25 protein-coding genes and 2 pseudogenes are annotated in these 21,563 nt (G+C 72.3%); 9 read left to right on the forward strand and 18 right to left on the reverse strand.

Going from position 1 to position 21,563, the window contains the following annotated elements; all coding sequences use genetic code 11:
• Window positions 1-7: 7 nt before the first annotated feature.
• Both AB0M99_RS11490 and AB0M99_RS11495 read right to left on the reverse strand, forming a co-directional pair.
• Window positions 8-547, reverse strand: a complete 540-nt coding sequence (locus AB0M99_RS11490) for an NUDIX hydrolase (protein WP_365919028.1) — start codon at window positions 545-547, stop codon at window positions 8-10.
• Complete coding sequence (locus tag AB0M99_RS11495) at window positions 544-1,170, reverse strand: XRE family transcriptional regulator (RefSeq protein WP_365919030.1); 627 nt, start codon at window positions 1,168-1,170, stop codon at window positions 544-546. The genes AB0M99_RS11490 and AB0M99_RS11495 overlap by 4 nt, the downstream gene beginning before the upstream one ends.
• Window positions 1,171-1,248: 78 nt before the next feature.
• On the opposite strand from AB0M99_RS11495, the gene AB0M99_RS11500 reads away from it, so the two are divergent.
• Both AB0M99_RS11500 and AB0M99_RS11505 read left to right on the forward strand, forming a co-directional pair.
• A complete protein-coding gene (locus tag AB0M99_RS11500) occupies window positions 1,249-2,205 on the forward strand; it encodes an NAD(P)/FAD-dependent oxidoreductase (RefSeq protein WP_365919216.1) in 957 nt (318 codons plus the stop codon).
• Window positions 2,206-2,285: 80 nt separating this feature from the next.
• Complete coding sequence (locus AB0M99_RS11505; RefSeq protein ID WP_365919031.1) at window positions 2,286-3,677, forward strand: FAD-dependent oxidoreductase; 1,392 nt, start codon at window positions 2,286-2,288, stop codon at window positions 3,675-3,677.
• Between the two features lie 4 nt (window positions 3,678-3,681).
• Here AB0M99_RS11505 and AB0M99_RS11510 read toward each other — a convergent pair.
• Window positions 3,682-3,834, reverse strand: a pseudogene (locus AB0M99_RS11510) (ATP-dependent DNA ligase); the annotation flags it as partial.
• A gap of 143 nt (window positions 3,835-3,977) precedes the next feature.
• Here AB0M99_RS11510 and AB0M99_RS11515 point away from each other — a divergent pair.
• A complete protein-coding gene (locus AB0M99_RS11515) occupies window positions 3,978-4,106 on the forward strand; it encodes a hypothetical protein (RefSeq protein WP_365919033.1) in 129 nt (42 codons plus the stop codon).
• On the opposite strand, the gene AB0M99_RS11520 is transcribed toward AB0M99_RS11515, so the two are convergent.
• From AB0M99_RS11520 to AB0M99_RS11545, 6 genes are all read right to left on the reverse strand, one after another.
• Window positions 4,103-4,531: a hypothetical protein gene (locus AB0M99_RS11520; protein ID WP_365919035.1), complete on the reverse strand. Its 429-nt coding sequence runs from the start codon at window positions 4,529-4,531 to the stop codon at window positions 4,103-4,105. The genes AB0M99_RS11515 and AB0M99_RS11520 overlap by 4 nt on opposite strands.
• A 72-nt stretch (window positions 4,532-4,603) precedes the next feature.
• Window positions 4,604-5,044 carry a hypothetical protein gene (locus AB0M99_RS11525; RefSeq protein ID WP_365919037.1) on the reverse strand — a complete coding sequence of 147 codons (441 nt, stop codon included), beginning with the start codon at window positions 5,042-5,044 and terminating at the stop codon, window positions 4,604-4,606.
• Window positions 5,045-5,621: 577 nt separating this feature from the next.
• Window positions 5,622-6,452 carry a helix-turn-helix transcriptional regulator gene (locus AB0M99_RS11530; protein WP_365919039.1) on the reverse strand — a complete coding sequence of 277 codons (831 nt, stop codon included), beginning with the start codon at window positions 6,450-6,452 and terminating at the stop codon, window positions 5,622-5,624.
• Window positions 6,449-6,946, reverse strand: coding sequence for a DUF6879 family protein (locus AB0M99_RS11535; protein ID WP_365919041.1), 498 nt, complete (start codon window positions 6,944-6,946; stop codon window positions 6,449-6,451). The genes AB0M99_RS11530 and AB0M99_RS11535 overlap by 4 nt, the downstream gene beginning before the upstream one ends.
• A complete protein-coding gene (locus AB0M99_RS11540; RefSeq protein ID WP_365919043.1) occupies window positions 6,930-7,136 on the reverse strand; it encodes a hypothetical protein in 207 nt (68 codons plus the stop codon). Before AB0M99_RS11540 ends, AB0M99_RS11535 begins: the two co-directional genes overlap by 17 nt.
• Before the next feature lie 125 nt (window positions 7,137-7,261).
• On the reverse strand, window positions 7,262-8,332 hold the full coding sequence (locus AB0M99_RS11545; protein ID WP_365919045.1) for an ATP-dependent DNA ligase: 1,071 nt from the start codon (window positions 8,330-8,332) through the stop codon (window positions 7,262-7,264).
• A 75-nt stretch (window positions 8,333-8,407) separates the two neighbouring features.
• Between AB0M99_RS11545 and ligD the strand changes: the two genes are divergently transcribed.
• Together ligD and AB0M99_RS11555 are read left to right on the forward strand one after the other, a co-directional pair.
• Window positions 8,408-9,427, forward strand: coding sequence for a non-homologous end-joining DNA ligase (gene ligD, locus AB0M99_RS11550; protein ID WP_365919047.1), 1,020 nt, complete (start codon window positions 8,408-8,410; stop codon window positions 9,425-9,427).
• Between the two features lie 207 nt (window positions 9,428-9,634).
• A complete protein-coding gene (locus tag AB0M99_RS11555) occupies window positions 9,635-9,886 on the forward strand; it encodes a WhiB family transcriptional regulator (RefSeq protein ID WP_365919049.1) in 252 nt (83 codons plus the stop codon).
• Between the two features lie 60 nt (window positions 9,887-9,946).
• Here the strand turns inward: AB0M99_RS11555 and AB0M99_RS11560 are convergent, their stop codons facing one another.
• The 3 genes from AB0M99_RS11560 to AB0M99_RS11570 form a co-directional block, all read right to left on the reverse strand.
• A complete protein-coding gene (locus AB0M99_RS11560; protein ID WP_365919051.1) occupies window positions 9,947-10,918 on the reverse strand; it encodes an acyl-ACP desaturase in 972 nt (323 codons plus the stop codon).
• Between the two features lie 166 nt (window positions 10,919-11,084).
• Window positions 11,085-11,354 (reverse strand): hypothetical protein, encoded by a 270-nt coding sequence (locus tag AB0M99_RS11565; protein WP_365919053.1) that lies wholly within the window; start codon window positions 11,352-11,354, stop codon window positions 11,085-11,087.
• Between the two features lie 40 nt (window positions 11,355-11,394).
• Window positions 11,395-12,246 (reverse strand): helix-turn-helix transcriptional regulator, encoded by an 852-nt coding sequence (locus AB0M99_RS11570; protein ID WP_365919055.1) that lies wholly within the window; start codon window positions 12,244-12,246, stop codon window positions 11,395-11,397.
• Between the two features lie 229 nt (window positions 12,247-12,475).
• Here AB0M99_RS11570 and AB0M99_RS11575 point away from each other — a divergent pair, with 229 nt between their 5' ends.
• Entirely contained in the window at window positions 12,476-12,982 is a 507-nt protein-coding gene (locus AB0M99_RS11575; RefSeq protein ID WP_365919057.1) for an ATP-binding protein, read from the forward strand.
• Window positions 12,983-13,036: 54 nt separating this feature from the next.
• On the opposite strand, the gene AB0M99_RS11580 is transcribed toward AB0M99_RS11575, so the two are convergent.
• Window positions 13,037-14,677 (reverse strand): ABC-F family ATP-binding cassette domain-containing protein, encoded by a 1,641-nt coding sequence (locus AB0M99_RS11580; protein WP_365919058.1) that lies wholly within the window; start codon window positions 14,675-14,677, stop codon window positions 13,037-13,039.
• A gap of 233 nt (window positions 14,678-14,910) precedes the next feature.
• Entirely contained in the window at window positions 14,911-15,327 is a 417-nt protein-coding gene (locus AB0M99_RS11585; RefSeq protein WP_365919060.1) for an SsgA family sporulation/cell division regulator, read from the reverse strand.
• 391 nt (window positions 15,328-15,718) lie between these two features.
• Between AB0M99_RS11585 and AB0M99_RS11590 the strand changes: the two genes are divergently transcribed.
• Window positions 15,719-16,777: an oxidoreductase gene (locus tag AB0M99_RS11590; protein WP_365919062.1), complete on the forward strand. Its 1,059-nt coding sequence runs from the start codon at window positions 15,719-15,721 to the stop codon at window positions 16,775-16,777.
• A 66-nt stretch (window positions 16,778-16,843) separates the two neighbouring features.
• Here the strand turns inward: AB0M99_RS11590 and AB0M99_RS11595 are convergent, their stop codons facing one another.
• Window positions 16,844-17,143, reverse strand: coding sequence for a YciI family protein (locus tag AB0M99_RS11595; RefSeq protein WP_365919064.1), 300 nt, complete (start codon window positions 17,141-17,143; stop codon window positions 16,844-16,846).
• Between the two features lie 26 nt (window positions 17,144-17,169).
• Here AB0M99_RS11595 and AB0M99_RS11600 point away from each other — a divergent pair, with 26 nt between their 5' ends.
• Window positions 17,170-17,847 (forward strand): endonuclease V, encoded by a 678-nt coding sequence (locus AB0M99_RS11600; RefSeq protein WP_365919066.1) that lies wholly within the window; start codon window positions 17,170-17,172, stop codon window positions 17,845-17,847.
• Window positions 17,848-17,863: 16 nt separating this feature from the next.
• On the opposite strand, the gene AB0M99_RS11605 is transcribed toward AB0M99_RS11600, so the two are convergent.
• From AB0M99_RS11605 to AB0M99_RS11615, 3 genes and pseudogenes are all read right to left on the reverse strand, one after another.
• Entirely contained in the window at window positions 17,864-18,538 is a 675-nt protein-coding gene (locus AB0M99_RS11605) for an RICIN domain-containing protein (protein ID WP_365919218.1), read from the reverse strand.
• 403 nt (window positions 18,539-18,941) lie between these two features.
• Window positions 18,942-19,676, reverse strand: a pseudogene (locus AB0M99_RS11610) (serine/threonine-protein kinase); the annotation flags it as partial.
• Between the two features lie 126 nt (window positions 19,677-19,802).
• Window positions 19,803-21,002, reverse strand: a complete 1,200-nt coding sequence (locus AB0M99_RS11615; RefSeq protein ID WP_365919068.1) for a saccharopine dehydrogenase NADP-binding domain-containing protein — start codon at window positions 21,000-21,002, stop codon at window positions 19,803-19,805.
• Between the two features lie 82 nt (window positions 21,003-21,084).
• Between AB0M99_RS11615 and AB0M99_RS11620 the strand changes: the two genes are divergently transcribed.
• Window positions 21,085-21,489 (forward strand): MmcQ/YjbR family DNA-binding protein, encoded by a 405-nt coding sequence (locus AB0M99_RS11620; protein WP_365919070.1) that lies wholly within the window; start codon window positions 21,085-21,087, stop codon window positions 21,487-21,489.
• Window positions 21,490-21,563: the final 74 nt, after the last annotated feature.

Genomic DNA, 21,563 nt, shown 5'->3' on the forward strand with positions numbered 1-21,563 from the left:
GTGCGCGTCAGGTGGTCGGATAGTCGTACGCAGGTGGGGTCGGGAGGGCGGCCGGGCCCCCGGGCGGGAGCCCGCCGGCCGGGAGGGCGCCGGCCGGGAGGCCGGGCGCCGGTCCGGGGCGCCAGTCCGGGCGCCAGGCGCGGATGACCCCCTCGGAGGGGGCGTAGAGGGCGTCGGGGATCGCGTCCGGGGCGAACCACTGCCAGCGGGCGATCTTGTGGGGCTCGGTGACGGTCGCGGTGCCCTCGGCGGCCTCGGTGACGGCGGCCGCCGTCAGCCGGGTCACCCCGGCCTGCGCGTCGATGCGCACCGACAGGATGCGGATGCCCTCCGGCGCCGCCCGAAGATCCGTCTCCTCGGCCAGCTCGCGCGCCGCGGCCTGCTCGAAGCCCTCCCCGGGGTCGACCTTGCCGCCGGGCAGCTCCCAGCGGCCGTCGTGCGCCTGGCCGAGCAGGACGCGGCCGTCGGCGCGGACCACGACCAGGCCGACGCCGACCACGGCGTTGGGCTCGGGGACGGAGCGCTGCCGGGCGGCGGGGGAGTTCATGAGCGTCCTTCCGAGGAGGGGGTGGAGGGGCGGGCGCGGACGTGCATCCGCTCGCCCTGCGGGCCGAACAGGCTGAGGAACTCCGCGGGCTGCGGGCCCGCGTTGAAGAAGGCGTGCGGGGTGTGGGTGTCGAACTCGGCCGCCTCGCCCGGGGTGAGGACCAGGTCGTGCGCGCCCAGCAGCAGCCGGACCCGCCCGGAGAGCACGTACAGCCACTCGTAGCCCTCGTGGACGCGCAGTTCAGGGAGGGGTTGCGCGGCATCGCGCGGCGGCAGGATCTGCTTGAAGGCCTGCACCCCGCCGAAGTTCCGGGTCAGCGGCACGTACGTGTCGCCGTGCCGTACGAAGGGCCGCGGGCGGATCCGGGGATCGCCGGTCTCGGGGGCGCCGACCAACTCGTCGAGCGCCACCCGGTGGGCCCGGGCCAGCGGGAGCAGCAGCTCCAGGGTCGGCTTGCGCCGGCCGGACTCCAGCCGGGAGAGGGTGGAGAGCGAGATCCCGGTCACTTCCGAGAGCTGGGCCAGCGTGGTGCCGCGCTCCTGGCGCAGCGCCCGCAGCCGGGGGCCCACTGCGGTGAGCACGCCGGCGAGCTCCTCGTCGTCGCGTCCGCGTTCCGTGGTCATGGTTCCATTTGCCGGTTCGGCAACAACATTTGTCAAGTGGGCACTCTCGGGCACACCCTCGCCGGTATGGACAAGGTGATGGAAGAACGTTTCGACGTGGTCGTCGTGGGCGGCGGGGCCGCCGGCCTGGCCGGGGCGCTGACCCTGGCCCGGGCCCGCCGTTCCGTGCTGGTGATCGACTCCGGCAGCCCGCGCAATGCCCCCGCCGCGCACATGCACGGCTACCTCGGCCACGACGGGGCGAGCCCCGCCGAACTGTTGGCCAAGGGGCGGGCGGAGGTGGCCGGGTACGGCGGGGAGGTCCGGTCCGGCGTGGTCGTCGCCGTGGACCGGCTGCCCGACGGGGAGTTCCTGGTCCGCTGCGCGGACGGCGGGGCGGTGCGCGCACGGCGGTTGCTGGTCGCGACCGGCCTGGTGGACGAGCTGCCCGCGGTACCGGGGCTGGCGGCCCGCTGGGGACGGGACGTGCTGCACTGCCCGTACTGCCACGGCTGGGAGGTGCGGGACCAGCCGCTGGCGGTGCTGGCCACCGGGCCCCTCGCGGTGCACCAGGCGCAGCTCTGGCGGCAGTGGACCGGACAGGTGACACTGCTGTCCCACACGTGGCACCTCACCGCGGAGGAACGGGAGCTGCTGGCGGCCCGGGGCGTCCGAGTGGTGGAGGGCGAGGTCACCGGCCTGGCCATCGCCGAGGACCGGCTGGTCGGGGTGACCCTGGCCGACGGCGGGACGGTGGAGTGCCGGGCGCTCGTGGTGGCCCCGAGGTTCGCCGCCCGCGCCGGCGTCCTGACCGGCCTGGGCATGCCGGTCACCAGCCTGGAGCGGGACGGCCATGTGATCGGCACCTGCGCCGACGCCGATCCCGCGACGGGCGCGACCGCCCTCCCCGGGGTGTGGGTCGCGGGGAACGTCGGCTCCCCGGTGCAGCAGGTCGCGGGCGCGGCGGCGCAGGGCGTGCAGGTGGCGGCGGCCGTCAACGCCGACCTCGTGGAGGAGGAGACGCGGCTGGCGCTGCGGGAGTACCGGACCGCATAGGACTGGTGTGCGGGTTTCGGTCAGGGTCCGGCAGCGCAGGCTCTGGGCGGTCTGATCGTCATACGGCTTCAGGGGGCGCAGTGGCACATGTGCTGGTCATCGGCGGGGGCGTCGGAGGGCAGGCGACCGCGCTGCTCGCGGCACGCGCCGGACACGGCGTCGAGCTCTTCGAACGGGACACCCGGGCCCCCGGCGCCGCGCTCGACCGCGACTTCTTCGGCTGGCGCCGGCCGGCCGTGCCACAGGCGACCCAGCCGCACGCGCTGCTCGGCGCCGCCCGCAACGTACTGTGCGACGAACTGCCCGACGTGTACGCGGAGATGCTCCGGCTCGGAGCCCGCGAGCGGCACGAGCTGGACTGGTTCGACGTACGCCCGCCCGCGCGGCCCGGGGACGAGGACCTGGTCATGCTGCAGGCCCGGCGCATCGTGCTGGAGAGTGCCCTGGCCACCGCGCTGCGCGCCGAAGCGGGGGTCGTGGCGCGGTACGGGGAGCCGGTCACCGGGCTGACCTCGGTCCAGGACACCTCCGGGATCCGTGTGACGGGAGTGACCACCGGGGCCGGTGCGTACGAGGGCGACCTCGTGGTCGACGCGGGCGGGCGGCGCGGCGGCGCCGAGCGCCGGCTCGCCGCGGCGGGCTGCCGGCCCGCCCTCGTGGAGCGGCACCGCACGGGGCTCGCGTACTTCTGCCGCTGGTACCGGCTGCCCGAGGGGCAGGAGGAGGGGCCGCGCCGGCCCTGGGCGGTGACGGGCGGCAGCTTCGCCGGGTGCGCGGTCTTCCCCGCGGACAACCGGCTGTTCGCCGTCACCCTCTTCGTGCACACCGAGGACACCACCCGGTCGGCGCTGCGCGATCCGGCCGTGTTCGAAGCCGCCGCGCGGGCCTTCCCGCCCGGCGCGGCCTGGCTGGTGCCGGGGGTCGAGCCGCTCTCGGAGGTCCTGGCCACCGCGAGCCTCGACAACCGGTGGAGCCCGTACGTCGATGAGCACGGGCCGCTGGCGGCCGGGCTGATCCCCGTGGGTGACGCCATCACCCACACCAACCCGACGCTGGGGCAGGGCACTTCGCTGGCGCTGTGGGCCGCGCTCCGGGTGGCCCGTACGGTGCACCGGGATCCGGGGTCGGTGGGGTTCGCCGCCGAGTACCACGCGTGGGCCGTGCGCACGCTGAAGCCGTGGTTCGACTTCCAGGTCGTCGCCGACGCGGCCATCGGGGAGCGGTTCGCGACCCGGGCCGTGCGTACGGGGACGGCGCGCGAGGTGGCGGCGCTGTTCGACTGCGCGCTGGAGGACCCGGAGGTGATGCGGGCCCGGGCCCGGGTGCGGCACCTGGCCGAGCCGCCGGAGCGGGCGTACGCGGATCCGGAAGTACGGGCCCGGGTGGCGCGGTGGCTGGCGGCGCGGCCCGACTACGCGCCGAACGCGGCGGGGCCGGACCGGGGGGAGTGGGAGAAGCTGACGGCGGGCTGAGCCTTCAGCCGCCGGGCCCGAGGACCTCGGCGAGGTCGTACCCCACGACCTCCTCCAACTGGGCGTAGGTGCAGCTCGCCGGCGCCCGGTCGGGCCGCCAGCGGCGGAACTGCGCGGTGTGCCGGAAGCGGTCGCCCTCCATGTGGTCGTAGGCGACCGCGTAAAGCACCCTCCACTACGAGTCGCGGCACTGCCGCACTGGAGGGAAGATCCACACATGGGCCAGGTACGTCTACTGGGGGCGCTGCGAGAGTCTGGTCCGACTCCTTCGAGGGGCAGGAGAACGACGTTCACGGGCTGGTGGCCCGGCATCGTGGCGTCCTGGTGGAGACCACCCGCGACCGTGACGTTTCCGGCCGTGAGGTGCGCCTCTTCGATCGGCTGGAGCTGCGCCCCTGGCTGAAGAAGCCGGACCTGTACTCCCACTAGGCGCGGTAGATGGTCGGCCGTTCGGCTACCTGGTCAGGGGTGAGCCCTTCCACGGTCAGGTTCCCGGTCCACAGGTGGTCACGGTGGGCGTAGGGGGCCTCGAAGGTGACGCGCTTGCCGCCGGGATCCAGCTTCCAGCCCTCTTTGTCGAGCTGCGCGATGCGGTCGCTGCCGCAGACGAACGCACGGGTGGCCTGGATCAGAATCCACTGTGCAAGGTCGATGTCCTTGGCGGCGGACTTCCCGCAGGTGCGGGCCATCTGCCACAGCCGGGGCCACTCCACTCCGGGGGTCAGGGGGCCGATCACGGCCACTTCACCTAGTTGCCGGGCGTCCAGCGAGTGGGTCGCGTATCCGAAGACGGCGCCGAACATCGCGAACACGGTGACCCTGCTCTGTCCCTCCAGGGTCTCGCCAACTGCCATGAGGGATAACCTCTGTTCATGGGTGAGCCCCGGGTGCATTCGCGGCACCCGGGGCTCATTCATCGGGTGGGGTCAGCAGCCGTCGCCGTCACCGCAGCACGCGGGCGGGTTGCACTCCTTCACGGAGCCCCACAGCCGGTCATCCACGTGGAACCCGGCGGCCCTGACGCGGTCCACCACGGACCCGATCAGGGGGCGGGTGCGGACGGTGGCCTTGGGCTCGTGTCCGAGGAAGAACCCGAACTGCTCCTGGCACCACGCGGCGTATGCCTGTGTGTGGAGCACGAACGAGTGCCATCCGGGGTCAACGGCGTCCGACGGGGTCATGTCGAAGGCGCGGGTGTCGCCCGTGACCTTGAGGAAGGCAAGGGCCTGGTCCACGATCCGGCGGGCGGTGGACAGCTCGTGTCCGTACTCCTCCGCGCAGAACACGGACACCTTCTCGAACAGCTCGGGACTGACGAGGTCCCGCCCGTGCCGTAAGGCGACGGGGCTTTCGAGCATGGTCGTCATGGTGTTGCTCCTCTCAGATCAGACGGTGAGGTAGCCGCGTAGCGGCTACTGGGGCGGGGGCGGGAACTGGCCTCCGCCGGAACCTCCGGACTTGTCGCCGGGGTCGGTCAGGACTGCACCTCCTCTCGGATGGGTGCGGCTGCCTCCGTGCGGCAGCGCTTGCACCGGCACGGCGGCCACCGGGCCGACGCGGCAGGGGTCAACGGCTTCTCCGCGCGGTCGGTCGGGTAGACGAGCTCTCCGCCGAAGGTTTGGCCGCCGTCGTGGGAGACACGCAGGGTCATGGTCATTGGTGCCCCCGCGCAGCGTGGCGCCGGATCAGCACGTTCCTATCGCTGACGACAGTGCCCGCCAGGGGGCCCGTAGCCGCAGAGCGCTCCTCGGCCCACTTCTGGCACTTCGCGCAGTCGGCGGGGGCCTCCGGCCGCGCGGGCATGAAGAGGCGGGCTACCTCTGGACTTACGGTCCTGGTCTGCGTGCTCGCCATGTCGCACCCCTCGCGGTCGCCGTCACTGAGGGGCAATCCTTCACCCCTCAGCGGGGGCTGAACGCGATCACGCGCGTCATGGACTAAAGATCATCGGAGGGCGGTTGCGCACGCCCTCAGAAAGGCCCGTGCGTCCTCTCCGAACAGGGCTCGATCCTCAAGGTGAGAGAACTCTTCACGGTGGCTGGCCACGTCCCGGGGGTCTCGGAAGACCATGACGCCCGTGGACAGTTCGACCGTGGCAATACGCTCGTCGTAGACCGTGAAGGTGTTCAGCGGGGCCGGGCCGGTGGGCACCGTTATGGGGATCACGCCGAGCTTGACGTTCGGCAGGTGCGTGAGTGAGGCCAGGTGGTCGATCTGTACGGCAAGCGCGTCAGGGCCTACGAGGGGCCAGCGAACGGCCTGCTCAGTGAGGATGAACGTGAACCGCTTCGAGCGGTCGTACAGGACCTGCTGCCGTTCCAGCTTCTTGGCGATCGTCTTGGAGTGATCACCGGGGATGTGGGCGAGGCTCGCCCGGATGTACTCCGGCGTCGAGAGCAGGCCCGTGATCATCGACAGGAGGAAGAACCGGAACTCAGCTGACGACGCTTCGAGGCCGGCCAGCTCAAGCTGCTTCTTGTCGAGGCCCTTGCGCCGCATGCCCCGGGCGCCCTGCCACTCGGTGTTCGCCAGTCGGGCCAGGGTCATGACCTGCGTGACCAGGCCTGGGGCCGCATCGCAGGCTCTCAAGAGTTGCTCTACGTCCACGAGGGACGGACGGACCTTGCCGTTTTCGATCCGGCTGACCTTCGACTGAGACATGTTGCAGCGCGCGGCGGCCCGAGCCCCTGAGAGCCCGGACCGCTTGCGCACTGCCTTCAGCAGGGCCGCCAGTTCTTCGCCTGACTGGCCCAGCTCCTCTGGTTCGACACTCACCTAGCGACGTACTCCAGGAATGGCACAGACGCGGCTACGGCGATGCGCTGGTACTCGATGAACAGGGCTGTGTCGCCCTCGTAGACTTCGCGGCTGATCTGCTTGCCATCCGGTTGGTAGTGCATGAGCACGACCGTGGAGCGGTCGAACATCCAGAAGTCCTGGACGTCCGGCAGCGGGTTCGGCCGGTCGGTCACGTCGAGAATCCGGATGTCTTCCCCGGCCGGGGCCTGGTGCTGGTAGTACCGCTCGAACTCGAACCGCAGGTAGTCACTGAGCGGCTGTGTGAGGACGTGCACGCGCCCCACCTTGCTGGTGCGGACCATCTCCGTCCACGAGTCCTCGTACGGGCCGGGGAACCGGGCCCCAGCCTTGAAGGCGGCGAACTCGTCCGCTTCCTGCGGTACGAGGTACTGGGGCAGGGTCTCAAGCCGCCAGGCTTCTGTCTGGAACGTCCTGAACTTCGACGCCCAGTCTTCACCATCCAAGAGCACGGAACGCCTCCCTGAGCACTGCTTCGGGGATCTCCACGAGCCCCTCGCCGGTCGGCGGGGTGAAGGCGTCGGAAGTGTCTCCCTGGACGATGAACGAGCCGGACGCGGTCCGGTACACGTTCGGGCAGTCGCCCTGTCCGCACTCGCCGTTTCCGTTGCCTGTGAGCCGGGTCAGTTCCTCACGTGCCATGTGGAGCCCCCTCGGTGTCAGGCCCCCGCTGGGCCCGATGACCATGACCGTACGGAGCGACCGGCGGGGCCGTCTATGCGTGAACGCGACTATGCACGTCTTCGCATAAAGCTGGGTGCGAACCCCTAGGTTCCGCCCATGCCGAGGACCTCGGCGAGGTCGTACCCCACGACCTCCTCCAACTGGGCGTAGGTGCAGCTCGCCGGCGCCCGGTCGGGCCGCCAGCGGCGGAACTGCGCGGTGTGCCGGAAGCGGTCGCCCTCCATGTGGTCGTAGGCGACCTCGCAGACCCGCTCGGGGCGCAGCGGGACCCAGGAGAGGTCCTTCTTGCCGGTCCAGCGGCTCTGCGCGCCGGGCAGCCGGGCGCTCTCGTGGGCCGACTCCTCGGCCCAGGCGGCCCAGGGGTGCCCGGCGGGGTCCGCCATCCGCAGCGGTTCGAGCTCCTCCACCAGTTCGGCGCGGCGCTTCATGGGGAAGGCGGCGCAGACGCCCACGTGCTGGAGGGTGCCGCCGTCGTCGTACAGCCCGAGCAGCAGCGATCCGATGATCGGACCGCTCTTGTGGAAACGGAAACCCGCGATGACGACGTCGGCCGTACGCTCGTGCTTGATCTTGAACATGAGGCGGGCATCGGGCCGGTAGGGGAGATCGAGGGGTTTGGCGATCACCCCGTCGAGCCCGGCGCCCTCGAACCGCTCGAACCACTCCTGCGCGAGCGCGGGGTCGGTGGTCGCGGGCGCGAGGTGAACGGGGGGCCGAGCGGTGGAAAGGGCATCGACGAGCGCGGTACGGCGGTCGGCGAGCGGGGTGTCGAGGAGCGCCTCGTCGCCGAGCGCGAGCAGATCGAAGGCGACGAAGCTGGCGGGGGTCGCCTCGGAGAGCGTGCGGACGCGGGAGGCCGCGGGGTGGATGCGCTCGGTGAGGCGGTCGAAGTCGAGCCGCCCGCCCTGAACGATGACGATCTCGCCGTCCATGACGCACCGGGCCGGCAGGTTCTCCTTCAGGGCCGCCACCAGCTCCGGGAAGTACCGGGTCAGGGTCTTGCCCGTGCGGCTGCCGATCTCGATCTCGTCGCCGTCGCGGTGGACGATGGCGCGGAAGCCGTCCCACTTGGCCTCGTACTGCATGCCGGGCGGGATCTTGGACACGGATTTGGCGAGCATCGGCTTCACGGGCGGCATCACCGGCAGGTCCATGCTTCAGATTCTGCGGTGGTACGTCCGGACCCGCCCGGTATGCACACCCGGCCGGGCCCGCCTACCGTGGCCCCCATGGGTGCTGCGGGCAATGCGATCGAGCTGGACGCGGGCGGACGGGCCGTACGGCTCTCCAACCCGGGCAAGGTGTACTTCCCCGAGCGCGGTCTCACCAAGGGGGACGTCGCCGCGTACTACCTCGCGGTCGCGGACGGCATCACCCGCGCCCTGCGCAACCGGCCCACGACGCTGGAGCGGTTCCCCGACGGGGTGGACGGCGAGTCCTTCTTCCAGAAGCGGGCCCCGAAGAACCTGCCCGACTGGATCCCGACCGCCCACATCTCCTTCCCGAGCGGTCGCACCGCCGACGAGATCTGCCCGACCGAACCGGCCGCCGTCCTATGGGCGGCCAACCTGGGCTGCCTCACCTTCCACCCCTGGCCGGTGCGCCGTACGGACACCGACCGGCCCGACGAACTGCGCATCGACCTGGACCCGCAGCCGGGCACCGACTACCACGACGCGGTGGCGGCCGCGCACGAACTGCGCGTACTCCTCGAAGAGCTGGGCCTGCGGGGCTGGCCCAAGACCTCGGGCGGCCGCGGGCTGCACGTCTTCGTGCCGATCGCACCGCGCTGGACCTTCACGGAGGTCCGCCGCTGCGCCATCGCCATCGGCCGGGACCTGGAGCGCAGGATGCCGGGGAAGGTCACCACCGCCTGGTGGAAGGAGGAGCGCGGCGAGCGGATCTTCGTCGACTACAACCAGACGGCGCGCGACCGCACCATCGCCTCCGCCTACTCCGTCCGCCCGCGCCCGCACGCCCCGGTTTCGGCGCCGCTGCGCTGGGAGGAGCTGGACGACGCGGAGCCGCGCGACTTCGACATCGTCACGATGCCGGCGCGCTTCGCTGAACTGGGCGACCTCCACGCGGACATGGACGACCACGCCTTCACCCTCGACGCCGCCCTGGAACTGGCGGACCGCCACGAACACGACCACGGCCTGGGCGACATGCCCTACCCGCCGGACTACCCCAAAATGCCGGGCGAACCCAAACGCGTGCAGCCGAGCCGCGCCAAACACGAGGACTGACCGCCGTCCGAACGTTTCCCCGCGGAGCGGGGCCAGGGCGGCGCTTCGGCGTCAGGAATTCATGGCGGCCCACAGTCGATCGCCACGTTCTGCAATACCGAAACCATGCGCCCCAGCCTTCCCGACTTCCGCTCCGGACGCCACCGAGCTGCGCTTGTTGATCAGGCGTTGATCGGATGTCCATCGGTTGCGGCGAGGCTCTGCGGCATGTCGATGAACACCACTACCGCCAGCGCCACCAGCGCTACCGCTTGGTACGAGCTCGCCCTGTGCGCCCAGACGGGTCCGGGCTTCTTCTTCCCGGAGCCCGGCTCGTCGCTGCGCGACGCGAAGCGGCTGTGCGGGGCGTGCGAGGGGCGGGCGGCGTGCCTGGAGTACGCCCTGGCCAACGACGAGCGCTTCGGCGTCTGGGGCGGCCTCTCGGAGGCCGAGCGCCTGGCCCTGCGGCCGCGCGGCTGACCGGACAACGCGAAGCCCTGGCAGAGCGGTGCTCTGCCAGGGCTCGGGCCGTGGTGCCGATCAGCCCTTGCGGGCCGCGATGCGCGCCGCGCGGGCGGCCAGGCGCTCGTCGAACTTGCGGGCCTCGCCGTCCAGGCCGTTCATGAAGAGCCCGAGTTCCTCCTGTGTCTTCTGGCCCTCGGGGCCGAGGCCGTCGATGTCCATGATCTTCAGGAAGCGGATCACGGGGCTCAGTACGTCGTCGTGGTGGATCCGCAGGTTGTAGACCCCGCCGATCGCCATCTGGGCGGCCATCCGCTCGAACCCGGGCATGCCGTGTCCGGGCATCCGGAAGTTCACGACGACGTCCCGCACGGCCTGCATCGTCAGGTCCGGAGCGAGCTCGAAGGCGGCGCCCAGCAGGTTGCGGTAGAAGACCATGTGCAGGTTCTCGTCCTGCGCGATGCGCGCCAGCATCCTGTCGCAGACCGGGTCACCGGACTGGTGGCCGGTGTTGCGGTGCGAGATGCGGGTCGCGAGCTCCTGGAAGGCGACGTACGCCACCGAGTGCAGCATCGAGTGGCGGTTGTCGGACTCGAACCCCTCCGACATGTGCTGCATGCGGAACGCTTCGAGCTTGTCCGGGTCCACGGCGCGCGAGGCCAGCAGGTAGTCGCGCATCACGATGCCGTGGCGGCCCTCCTCGGCGGTCCAGCGGTGCACCCAGGTGCCCCAGGCGCCGTTGCGGCCGAAGAGCGAGGCGATCTCGTGGTGGTAGCTGGGGAGGTTGTCCTCGGTCAGCAGGTTCACGACCAGCGCGATCTTGCCGATGTCGGTGACCTTGGACTGCTGCGGGTCCCAGGCCTCGCCGTCCTCGAAGAAGCCCGGGAAGTTCCGGCCGTCGCTCCACGGGACGTACTCGTGGGGCATCCAGTCCTTGGTGACCTTCAGATGGCGGTTGAGCTCCTTCTCGACCACCTCTTCCAGCGCGTACAGCAGCTTGGCGTCGGTCCACGCCTCCGAGCTGCCGAGGTGGGGAGAGGTGATCGTCACGGGTACTCCTGGGTGCAAAGCGAATTACCTACGGTTCCGTAGCCTACGGAGTCGTAGGTTAAGCGCGCCATCAAGGCCCGCCAAGCCCCAGCCATGGGTATGCCCGGTTACATCCCGTTATCTGCGCAGTTTGGGAGGGGTCTGGCTGGGCAACCCGGGGCCCAAGTCACGCGAGCAGGTGGTCCGCCGCCCCCGCCTTGACGGCCGAGACCAGGGCTCGGAGGGCGTCGATCGAGTCCGTGACGTACGTCGCGGACCCGGTGGTCCCGATGTACGCCCGGCCCTCGGCGTCGCGCCCGAAGCGGAAACAGTTGGCCCCCTCGCTGCAGAAGGCCTCCCCCCAGGCGATGGCGGGGCCGGCCGGGGAGGCGGCGAGCGTGGCGAGCGTGGCGGGGGCGGCGGGTGCCGCGGGAGTGTTCGTCGGCATCGTGTTCATGGAGTCTTCTCGTCTCCTCGTCGGGATCCGGTCGGCCGGGTCAGAGCGTCTGGGCGACGGCGCGGACGAAATCGCGCGAGGCCGCGGCCGGCAGTGCCAGCGTGCGCAGCCGCTCCAGCAGCCCGCGGTAGCGCATCAGCTTCATGTGGGAGTCCAGCAGCATCGAGCCGTGCGAGCTGTCGAGCTGCACGGTGTCCAGCCGGCATATCGAGGCGGCGGCGTACGTGAAGGACTGCCCGGCGCCGGGGAAGCCCCCGGCGGTGAACGGGATGACCCGCACCGTCGTACGCGCCCGCTCCGACTCCTCCAATATGTGCTCCAGCTGCGCCCGCGCCACCTTCGGCCCGCCGAACTGCATCCGCAGCGCGGCCTCGTGCACCACCGCTTCGTACAGCGGCGGCCGTTCGCGCGCGAAGATCTGCCGGCGGTTCATCCGCAGCGCGAGGCGGGCCTGGAGATCCGGCTCCGGCAGCGGCGGGTCGGCCGTGTCGAAGACCGCCCGCGCGTGCGCCTCGGTCTGGAGCAGGCCGGGTATGTGCGTGGTCACGGCGGTGTTCAACTCGACGGAGTGGTGTTCCAGTTCGCAGATGTCCAGGAGGGCGGGCGGCAGCATCCCCCGGTGCTGCTCCCACCACCCCTTGTCCCGCTCCTGCGCCATCGAGGCGAGCAGGTCGGCCAAACCCGGGTCCGGGCAGTCGTAGTTGAAGGCGAGGGTGCGCACGCGCTCGGCGCTGATGCCTATCCGGCCCGACTCGATGTTCGGGATCCGCGTGCGGTCGACGCCCAGGAGCGCCGCGGCCTGCTGGACCGTCATTCCCGACTGCTCGCGGAGCTTGCGCAGCTCGGAGCCCAGGCGCTGCTGCCGCGCGGTCGGCGTACTCCTGGGTGGCATGGATCCCCCTATCCCCGGCCCGCGGGCAGGTGGCGCTGCCCGTATCGATGCCGGATATGCCATGAGAAAACATCAAGTGGTCGTACAAGTAGTAGCACTGTGCACCGGGTTACGCTACGGTCGGTAGTGCAAGTCTCACACGGGGCGACGCCGAGCCCTTGTATGGCCACAGGCGGGTTGACCACAAGCTCTCGGTCACGCCGCCCACCTCAGAACTTGGAGCAGCACGATGACGGGCACCCTCCGTGGCCTGCGGTCGGTCCATGAGTTCCGGCAGGCTCCGCCCGAGGCGGAGAAGCTGCGCTACTCCATAGGCCTGCCCGGCGGCGCCTACTGCGCGGGCAGCGCCCGCTCCGCCGTACGGGCCCTGCTCACCCGGCACGGGCTGCGCGACCTGCTCGACACCGCGGCCCTCGCGGCCTCGGAACTCGTCGCCTGCGCCCACCGGTTCACACCCGACAAAGAGATGGTGCTGAAGATCCGATGGCAGTTCGACGCGCTGCGGATCGTCGTCTACGACCAACACCCCGCGCACTCCTCGCCCGATGCGAGCGAGGAGTGCCGGCGCCGGCGCAGCCGTGAGATGTGGCTGCTCGCGGCGGTGGTCGAGGCGTGCGGCGGGGACTGGGGGCTCACCCCCGTCCTCACCCCTGCGGGCGGCACCAAATCCTGGGCCTTACTCCCGCTGCCCCTGCCCCTGCCCCTGCCCCTGCCGCTGCCGCTCCCCTTGTCCTGAAGCCGGCCCCGACCCCGGGAGCCGGGCCTGCCCCGAGGGTGCCCGGCTGCGGGATCACCCCTGCCACCGGGACTCCCGTACCTCCTCGGCCGTCGTCGGGCGCAGCTCGCCGTCGAGCAGCAGCCACCGCGTGATGCCGATCGACTCCAGGAACGGCACGTCGTGGCTCGCCACCACGAGCGCCCCCTCGTACGAGTCCAGCGCGTCCGTCAACTGCCGTACGCTCGCCAGGTCGAGGTTGTTCGTCGGCTCGTCCAGCATGAGCAGCTGCGGAGCCGGCTCGGCCAGCAGCAGCGCCGCCAGCGTCGCCCGGAACCGTTCGCCGCCCGACAGCGTGCCCGCCGGCCGGTCCGCGCGGGCCCCCCGGAGCAGGAAGTGCGCGAGCCGCGCCCGGATCAGGTTGTTCGTGGCGTGCGGGGCGAACCGCGCCACGTTCTCCACCACCGAGCGGTCGTCGTCCAGTACGTCGAGGCGCTGCGGCAGATACCGCGTCGGTACGTGCGTCACCGCCTCCCCGGACTCCGGGGCGAGTTCCCCCGCGATCGTCCGCAGCAGGGTGGTCTTGCCCGAGCCGTTGCCGCCCACCAGTGCGATCCGCTCAGGGCCGCGCAGCTCCCACTCGCCCTGCACCGCGGCGCCGTGAGCCAGCCGCAGATCCGCCAGTGTCAGCACGCGCCGCCCCGGCGGGACCTGGGTGGCGGGCAGTTTGATCCGGATCTCGGCGTCGTCCCGTACGGCATCCACCGCCTGGTCCAGCCGCTCCTTCGCCTGCGCCAGCTTCTCGGTGTGCATGATGCGGTGCTTGCCGGCCGACTCCTGCGCCGCGCGCTTGCGGGCGCCCATGACGATCTTCGGTTCGCGCTTGGTGTCGTTCATCTTCTGGCCGTACCGCTTGCGCCGCGCCAATTTGGCGTGGGCATCGGACAGTTCGCGCTTCTGCCGCTCCACGTCGGCCTCCGCGACCCGGACCATCCGCTCGGCGGCCTCCTGCTCGGCGGCGAGCATCTCCTCGTAGTCCGTGAAGTTGCCGCCGTACCAGCGGACTTCGCCGTCGCGCAGGTCGGCGATCTGGTCGACCCGCTCCAGCAGCTCCCGGTCGTGGCTGACCAGGACCATCACCCCGGACCAGGACTCGACCGCCGCGTACAGGCGGCGCCGTGCGCGCAGGTCGAGGTTGTTGGTCGGCTCGTCGAGCAGCAGTACGGCCGGCCGGGCCAGCAGCAGGGAGGCCAGCCGCAGCAGTACGCACTCGCCGCCCGACAGTTCGCCGACCGTCCGGTCCAGGCCGATCCGGGCCAGTCCGAGCTGGTCGAGCGTGGCCAGGGCCCGCTCCTCCACGTCCCAGTCGTCGCCCACGGCGGCGAAGTTCGCCTCGGTGGCCTCGCCCGCCTCGATGGCGTGCAGGGCGGCGCGGGTGGTGTGGATGCCGAGCGCCTCGTCCACGCGCAGGGCGGTGTCGAGGGTGACGGTCTGCGGGAGGTAGCCGACCGTTCCGGCGATGGACAACTGGCCCTCGGACGGGGTCAGTTCACCGGCGAGCAGTTTCAGCAGAGTGGATTTCCCGCAGCCGTTGAGTCCGATCAGGCCGGTACGGCCGGGGCCGACGGCGAGTTGGAAGCCGTCGAAGACGGGGGTTCCGTCGGGCCAGTCGAAGGACAGGGCGGAGCAGGTGATGAAAGTCGGAGCATGGCTCATGGAGGCCTCCAGGTTGCGTGAGTGGTGCGTGCAACGCGGGGAGACAGCCGACGGTCAGACGGTGACGATGGTCAGGCGGTGACGGGGGTCGGTGTCTCGGACCTCAGAAGAGCAATGTCCTACTCCGTTCGGCGGCAATGGGGCGCCTACGAAATTACGGGCGGCCGAAGCCGCCCGCAAACGAATTTAGGACCGGGACGGGGAAAGGGGTCCCCGGGACAGGGCCGAAGACCTCAGCAGGAGCCGCGCATCAGCTCGGCCAGACCGTGGTCGACGTCGAGGTACAGGTGCTCCAGGCCCGGCGCCACGACCGTCGAGGCCCGCTCCAGGAACCGGTGCAGTTCGGCCGTCAGCATCAGCACGATCGCCACGCCCTCGGGCGCGTGGAACTCGACGGTGGTCCGGTCGGCGTCGTACGGGCGCACGCGCACGTCGCCGTAGCCGGCCGGGCGGTCCAGCCCCGCCTCCAGCAGCTCGCGCGCGAAGGTCCACGAGACCTCGACGCCTTCCAGGGTGGCGGGAGCGGGGAAGGCCATGCGGACGGCGAAGGGATCCGAACGGTCGTAGCAGAGCGTGACGGGGACGGTGTCGACCTTCGGCGCGGTGGCGACCAGTCGGGCCTGTACGGCCTGCTCGATGACAGTGATCAAGGCTCGCTCCCTTGCTGCGGATCTGCGGCCGGGACATGGGGTGGAACCCGGCAACCGGATAGACGCCGGATTCGGCAAATCCGTGCACGCGAAGTTGCGTGAGCTGTGTCACCGATTGGCCGGAACCCACCCGTGTGATCGCACAGCGTGACGGGGGAGCGGATGTGCGGGGCGGTTCCCCGTCGGCTCCGCAGCCCTCGGAGCGGTCGCAGTACGGCTTGTTACCGCTCACTCCACAGGCGCAAAGCGCGGCCCTGACCTACGCGTGGACTACGCCGTCCGGGGCGGTCACGCTCAGTTCCCCGCGCAGGAGGAGCTGGCCGGACGGCGACCTGGACGGGGATTGCCGGGTGCGTTAGCTTCCGGCGCCATGAGACTTCTGGGAGTTGGCATGTGCACGGCCGTGCTGGTGATGGGGATCATGGCCGCCCCCGCGCAGGCGGCGGGGGAGTCGGGCGAGGGGTTACGGGGCGCGAACTGGGCCCTGAAGGAGACCGGCAAGGACTCCCGCTTCCGGGGCCTCTCGGCGGTCAGCCGGTCCACGGCCTGGGTGGCCGGGTCCAAGGGAACGGTGCTGCGCACGGTGGACGGCGGCCGCAGCTGGCGCGACGTCTCGCCGCCGGGCGCCGTCGCGGAGGGCCTGGAGCTGCGCGACATCGAGGCCTTCGACTCCCGCCGCGCGGTGGCCCTGTCCATCGGGGAGGGGGAGGCCTCCCGGGTGCTGCGGACCGAGGACGGTGGCGCCACCTGGACCGAGACCTTCCGCAACCCCGACCCGCGCGCCTTCTACGACTGCCTGACCTTCTTCGACTCCCGGCACGGGCTGGCGGTGAGCGACCCCGTGGACGGCCGGTTCCGCCTCCTGGCCACCGTCGACGGCGGGCGCAGCTGGCAGCCGCTGCCGAGCGCCGGAATGCCGGACGCACTGCCGGGCGAGGCCGGCTTCGCGGCCAGTGGGCAGTGCCTGGTCTCCGCGGGCTCCCGCGACGTCTGGCTCGCCACCGGCGGCGGGGCCGCCGGACGGGTCCTGCACTCCGCGGACCGCGGCCGGACCTGGCGGGTGGCCGACTCCACTGTGCCCGCGGGCGACCCGGCGCGGGGAGTCTTCGGCCTCGCCTTCCGCGACCGTACGAAGGGCCTCGCGGTCGGCGGCGACTACCGCACCGGCCAGCCGTCCCCCCGGGCCGCGGCGGTCTCCGCGGACGCGGGCCGCACCTGGCTGCCGGCGGCCACACCGCCGCCGGCCTACCGGTCGGGGGTCGCCTGGCACCCCTTCGGCCGCGCGACGGCGCTGGCGGTGGGCCCGACGGGTACGGACGTCACCGCGGACGGGGGCCGCACCTGGCGGGGGCTGGACCCGGGCTCGTTCGACACCGTCACCTGCGCGCCCGACGGGGGCTGCTGGGCGTCGGGCGAGAAGGGCCGGGTGGCCCGGCTGGAACGGCGCTGATCCTTCCGCGGCGGCCGGAACACCGACGCTCCGCCGGCGCGGGCGGCACCCGCCCGCGCCGCGGCTCTAGATCGCCGGGTTCTCCCGTACCGTCGCGAGGTCCGCGGACGTCTTCGTGGCCATGAACTCCGTGATGCGGTAGGCGCACACGCCCGCCACCGTGAAGGGGTCCTCGGCCGCGATCCTCTCGATCTCGGCCCGGGAGACGCCCCCGGCCAGGATGACCCCGCCGTCGCGCGGGACCTTGCGGCCGGAGGCGAGGAAGATGCCGGACGCGTAGTAGCCGTCGAGCCAGGCGATGTGCGCGTCCATCTCCTCCTCCACGGACTCGATGGGCGCGGTGTAGGTGAGCTCCATGACGAACATGATCGCCAGGCTACTCTCGCTCCATCATGACGAGTGCGAAGACCCCCGCCGACGAGGCCGAGGCCCGGGCGATACAAGACGAACTGCGCGATCTGGTAGTGCTCGACGAGGCGGGACCCCCGCCGGGACGCGGGCTGGTCGCCGGTGTCGACGTCGCTTACGACGACGAGCGCGACCTCGTCGCCGCCGCGGCCGTCGTCCTCGACGCGGCCACCCTCCAGGTGGTCGAGGAGGCCACCGCCGTCGGGCACGTCAGCTTCCCCTACGTGCCCGGCCTGCTCGCCTTCCGGGAGCTGCCGACCGTGCTGGCCGCGCTCGACGCCCTCACCGTCACCCCGGGGCTCGTCGTCTGCGACGGCTACGGACTGGCCCACCCGCGCGGGTTCGGCCTCGCCTGCCACCTCGGGGTGGTCACCGGGTTGCCCAGCATCGGCGTCGCGAAGAACCCGTTCACCTTCACGTACGAGGAACCGGGCGCCCGGCGCGGCGACGCGGCCCTGCTGCTCGCGCCCGACGGCGCGGTCGTCGGGCGGGCGCTGCGCACGCAGGACGGCGTCAAGCCGGTGTACGTCTCCGTCGGCCACCGGGTCTCGCTCGACAACGCCTGTGCCCACGCACTGGAGTTGAGCCCCCGCTTCCGGATCCCCGAGACCACTCGGCACGCCGACTCCCTGTGCAGGCGCGCCCTGCGCGAGGCGTCCTGAGCGGTCACGTGAGCGGTCACGTGCGCCAGGAGAGCTCCGCCGTCGCCGTGCAGTCCCACTGGAGGGCCTGCTCCCGGTTTCCGCCGCCGGCCCGGATCGACACGCAGCGGCCGCTGTTGCGGCTGACCAACTGCCAGCCCCGGTACGCCGCGTCGAACCGCAGCGTCCAGTACTGGTCGGGGTAGAGCCCGCAGATGTACTGGGTGATGACCACCCCGTTCTCCTTGCGGGCCGCGTCGACCGACAGGCACTGGCCGCTGTTGGCGTTGCGGACCGAGTACGCGCCCTGCCCCTCCGCCCGCAGCTGCCAGAACTGCGTCGTTCCCGCCGCCGCAGCGCTCCTGGACCAGGCCCATCGCCGCCGAGGTGCTCGCGTCGGGCACCGACAGGCACATCCCGGTGGCCGCGTTGGTGAACCGGAACCACCCCGTCGGCAGGGCCGGCGCCTGCACCGGCGGGGGCGAGGCCGGGGTGGTCCTGGCCGTCGCCGACGGAGCGGGCGCCGGGCCGCCGCTGCCGGCCGGTGCCGGGGCGGAGGGCGGAGCGGCCGCCGACGCGGAAGGCGGAGCCGACGGGGAGACCTGCGCGGAGGCGGAAGCGGACGCGGTGGTGCCCGCGGACGGCGACGGCGACGGCGACGCCGAGGACGCGGGAGCCGCCGCGGCGGAGCTTCCGGGCCCGCCGGCCGCACGGTTCCCGGTGCCCTTCAGGGGGGTCAACTGCCAGGCCGCCAGGGCGATGGCGGCGACCAGGGCGGCACCGGCCCCCGCGAGCACCCCGCGGCGCCAGGGCCGGCGCAACGAGGCCACGGGTACGGGCAGCACCGGTGTGGACCCGGTCCCGGGCGCGGGCTCCGGCTCCGGCTCGGGCGCCGCGGGGGCGACAACGGCCCCCGGACCGGCAGCCCCCGCATCGGCAGCCCCCGGACCCGCCGCACCCGCACCCGCACCCGCCGCACCCGCACCGGCCACCTCCGGCCCCCGCGGATCCGCCGCCGCCAGCTCCCGCAGCCGGCGCTCCACCTCACCCGCCTGCGCGGGCCGCCCCGCCGGGTCCTTGGCCAGCAGCTCCGCCAGCAGCGCGTCCAGCCCGCCCGGCAGCCCGGGCCGCAGCGCGCTCGGGACGGGCGGCGGCACCGACCGGTGCAGCTGGGCCACCTCCTGCCAGTCCGTGCTGCGGAACGGCGGCTGCCCGGTGCACAGTTCGAAGAGCACGCACCCCAGGGCGTACAGGTCGGTCCGCCCGTCGACGGCGGCCCTGGACCAGCGCTCCGGCGCCATGTGGTGGGGCGAGCCGAGCACGGTGAACTCGCCGGTGAGCCGGGCCGGGTCGGACCGGTGCCGGGCGATACCGAAGTCCAGCACCTTCACCCGGCCGCCCACCCGCGTGATCATCACGTTGGCGGGCTTGATGTCCCGGTGCACGACCCCGGCGTCATGGGCCGCCGCCAGCGCCGCGCAGATCTGCGCCGCCCACGCCAGCGCCGTCGCCAGCGGTGGCACGCCCCGGCGCAGCACCGTCGACAGCGGTTCCCCGTCGACGAGTTCCATGACCAGGTACAGCGTGCGCTCCCCGGCGGGCTCCGCCTCGCCGAAGTCGTACACGGCCGCTATGTGCGGATGGGCGAGGTTGCCCGCGAGCGTGGCCTCCTTCGCCATCCGCAGCCCCTCGGCGGGGGTCCGGGGGTGCCCCGTCTTGACCGCCACCGACCGCTGGATCCGGGTGTCGTACGCCTTCCAGACCACTCCGAAACCACCGGCGCCCAGCTTCTCCTCCAGCCGGTACCGCCGGTCCAGCACATCGCCCGCCCGCATAGCCCCCGCCCGCATAGCCCCACCCGCACAGACCCGCCGCAACAGCCCCGCCCCGGCCACCGCCCGTGAATCGAGGCGATGCTCTCACGGCGGCCGGGCCCTGTCACAGGATCACGAAGGGCCGATCGCGACCGGCACGGCTCAGCGGGCGTCGACCACCCGGAAGCGGATTCCCGCCTTCTGGAGCCGGTCCAGGAGCGCGTCGCCCATGGCCACCGCCGGGGTGAGCTGACCGGCGGCCTCGGGCAGGGCGTCGTAGGCCAGGCAGAGCGCTGCCTCGGCCAGCATCTTCGCCGTCTCCCCGTAGCCAGGGTCGCCGCCCGACACCTCGGTGAACACCCGCCGCCCGCCGCCCTCGCCGACGAACCGCACCGTGAACCAGCTGCGCGCCCGCCGCTCCGCGTCCGGCCCGCGGCCCGGCTCCCAGCGGCCGGCCAGCCACCGCCGCACGGGCGGGACCTGGGCCAGGGCCACCGTCGCCCCCACCGCCGCCACACCGCCCACCGCCGTCGGCAGGTGCTCCACGGAGGCGTACTGCCGGTAGCGGAAGTCCGGCCCGTACCGCTCCAGCGCGGCCGCCGACCGGGCCACGACCTGGGGGTCCAGGGTGGGCAGCGGCAGCGCCCAGGTCCCGGTCTCGCGGCTGAACCGCGGCGCGCCGACGGGCCCCCGGACCCGCCGCTCAGGCAGCCGGGGCTCGTGCAGCCGGCGCGCCCGCGCCGCGGCCAGGTTCTGGCGCCCGCGGCCCATCGCGGTGAGCAGGGTGGTCAGGGTGCCGCCGGAGAAGAGGGCGTTGGAGCGCATGAACCCGTCGACGCGCAGCGGGACCCCGGCGGGGAGCTGGTGCACCGTGAAGTACGCCCCGAGGTCGGCCGGGACCGAGTCGAAGCCGCACGCGTGCACGAGCCGGGCGCCCGTCTCGCGGGCCCGCGCGTCGTGCTCGACGTACATCCGGTCCACGAACTCCGGCTCCCCGGTGAGGTCGAGGTAGTCGGTGCCCTCCTCGGCGCAGGCGGCGACCAGCTCCGCCCCGTACAGGACGTACGGGCCCACGGTGCTGGCCAGCACCCGGGCGGACGCGGCGAGTTCCCGTACCTGCCCGGCGTCCCGGGCGTCGGCCCGGAGCAGCGGCAGCGCCGCGCAGGCCGGGTCGATGGCGGTCAGGCGCTCGCGCAGCCGCTCCAGTTTCGCGGTGTCGCGGCCCGCGAGGGCCCACCGGCAGCCCGCGGGGGCGTGCGCGGCGAGGTACTCGGCGGTGAGCGCCCCCACGAATCCGGTCGCGCCGAAGAGCACGACGTCGTAGGCCCGTTCCTGATCGCCCTGCCGAACCTGTGCGTTCATGCCCGCTCCTCCCAGCTGGTGTCGGGGGCTGAGGCTAGCGTGAGTTCCGACTGTCCGTGCGAGCAGGTGTGACCTGCGGTAAATGGAGGCGGCGATGAAGGCTGCGGTGCGCAAGTGGGAGGCGGTGCGCGAGTTCGCCCTCGGGCTCCCGGAGGCCGTGGAGGATCACCCTTGGGGGCCCGAGGACTGCGTGGTGAAGGTCAACAAGAAGATCTTCGTCTTCCTGGGGAACACCGACGGTCCCCAGCCGCCCGGACTCTCCGTGAAGCTCAAGGACGAGGCGCTGCACGGGCACGCGATGACCGCGCCGGGCGCGGAGCCCACCGGGTACGGCCTGGGCCGGTCCGGCTGGGTGTCCGTACCGCTGGGGGAGAAGGGGGCGCCTTCGCTCCAGGTGCTGTGCGAGTGGGTCGAGGAGAGCTACCGGACGGTCGCGCTCAAGCGCCACGTCAGGGAACTCGACGCACGGATCGGGCCAACCGGCTAAGCGCTTGCTCTCCAGGGGCTTGTGCTGAGTGGAACACGTTCCTAGCATCACTGGTGTTACATCAGTTGTGTCAC

It is taken from the genome of Streptomyces sp. NPDC051183 (assembly GCF_040682455.1).
Lineage (GTDB): Bacteria > Actinomycetota > Actinomycetes > Streptomycetales > Streptomycetaceae > Streptomyces.

What these genes read in the sequence shown, in the direction of transcription:
- AB0M99_RS11600 (WP_365919066.1), top strand. Translation starts at nt 17,170, where the DNA reads ATGACGAGTGCGAAGACCCCCGCCGACGAGGCCGAGGCCCGGGCGATA.
- AB0M99_RS11620 (WP_365919070.1), top strand. Translation starts at nt 21,085, where the DNA reads ATGGAGGCGGCGATGAAGGCTGCGGTGCGCAAGTGGGAGGCGGTGCGC.
- AB0M99_RS11545 (WP_365919045.1), bottom strand. Translation starts at nt 8,332, where the DNA reads ATGGACCTGCCGGTGATGCCGCCCGTGAAGCCGATGCTCGCCAAATCC.
- AB0M99_RS11615 (WP_365919068.1), bottom strand. Translation starts at nt 21,002, where the DNA reads ATGAACGCACAGGTTCGGCAGGGCGATCAGGAACGGGCCTACGACGTC.
- AB0M99_RS11525 (WP_365919037.1), bottom strand. Translation starts at nt 5,044, where the DNA reads ATGACGACCATGCTCGAAAGCCCCGTCGCCTTACGGCACGGGCGGGAC.
- AB0M99_RS11555 (WP_365919049.1), top strand. Translation starts at nt 9,635, where the DNA reads ATGTCGATGAACACCACTACCGCCAGCGCCACCAGCGCTACCGCTTGG.
- AB0M99_RS11590 (WP_365919062.1), top strand. Translation starts at nt 15,719, where the DNA reads ATGTGCACGGCCGTGCTGGTGATGGGGATCATGGCCGCCCCCGCGCAG.
- ligD (WP_365919047.1), top strand. Translation starts at nt 8,408, where the DNA reads ATGGGTGCTGCGGGCAATGCGATCGAGCTGGACGCGGGCGGACGGGCC.
- AB0M99_RS11570 (WP_365919055.1), bottom strand. Translation starts at nt 12,246, where the DNA reads ATGCCACCCAGGAGTACGCCGACCGCGCGGCAGCAGCGCCTGGGCTCC.
- AB0M99_RS11565 (WP_365919053.1), bottom strand. Translation starts at nt 11,354, where the DNA reads ATGAACACGATGCCGACGAACACTCCCGCGGCACCCGCCGCCCCCGCC.
- AB0M99_RS11490 (WP_365919028.1), bottom strand. Translation starts at nt 547, where the DNA reads ATGAACTCCCCCGCCGCCCGGCAGCGCTCCGTCCCCGAGCCCAACGCC.
- AB0M99_RS11595 (WP_365919064.1), bottom strand. Translation starts at nt 17,143, where the DNA reads ATGTTCGTCATGGAGCTCACCTACACCGCGCCCATCGAGTCCGTGGAG.
- AB0M99_RS11575 (WP_365919057.1), top strand. Translation starts at nt 12,476, where the DNA reads ATGACGGGCACCCTCCGTGGCCTGCGGTCGGTCCATGAGTTCCGGCAG.
- AB0M99_RS11500 (WP_365919216.1), top strand. Translation starts at nt 1,249, where the DNA reads ATGGAAGAACGTTTCGACGTGGTCGTCGTGGGCGGCGGGGCCGCCGGC.
- AB0M99_RS11540 (WP_365919043.1), bottom strand. Translation starts at nt 7,136, where the DNA reads ATGGCACGTGAGGAACTGACCCGGCTCACAGGCAACGGAAACGGCGAG.
- AB0M99_RS11520 (WP_365919035.1), bottom strand. Translation starts at nt 4,531, where the DNA reads ATGGCAGTTGGCGAGACCCTGGAGGGACAGAGCAGGGTCACCGTGTTC.
- AB0M99_RS11580 (WP_365919058.1), bottom strand. Translation starts at nt 14,677, where the DNA reads ATGAGCCATGCTCCGACTTTCATCACCTGCTCCGCCCTGTCCTTCGAC.
- AB0M99_RS11495 (WP_365919030.1), bottom strand. Translation starts at nt 1,170, where the DNA reads ATGACCACGGAACGCGGACGCGACGACGAGGAGCTCGCCGGCGTGCTC.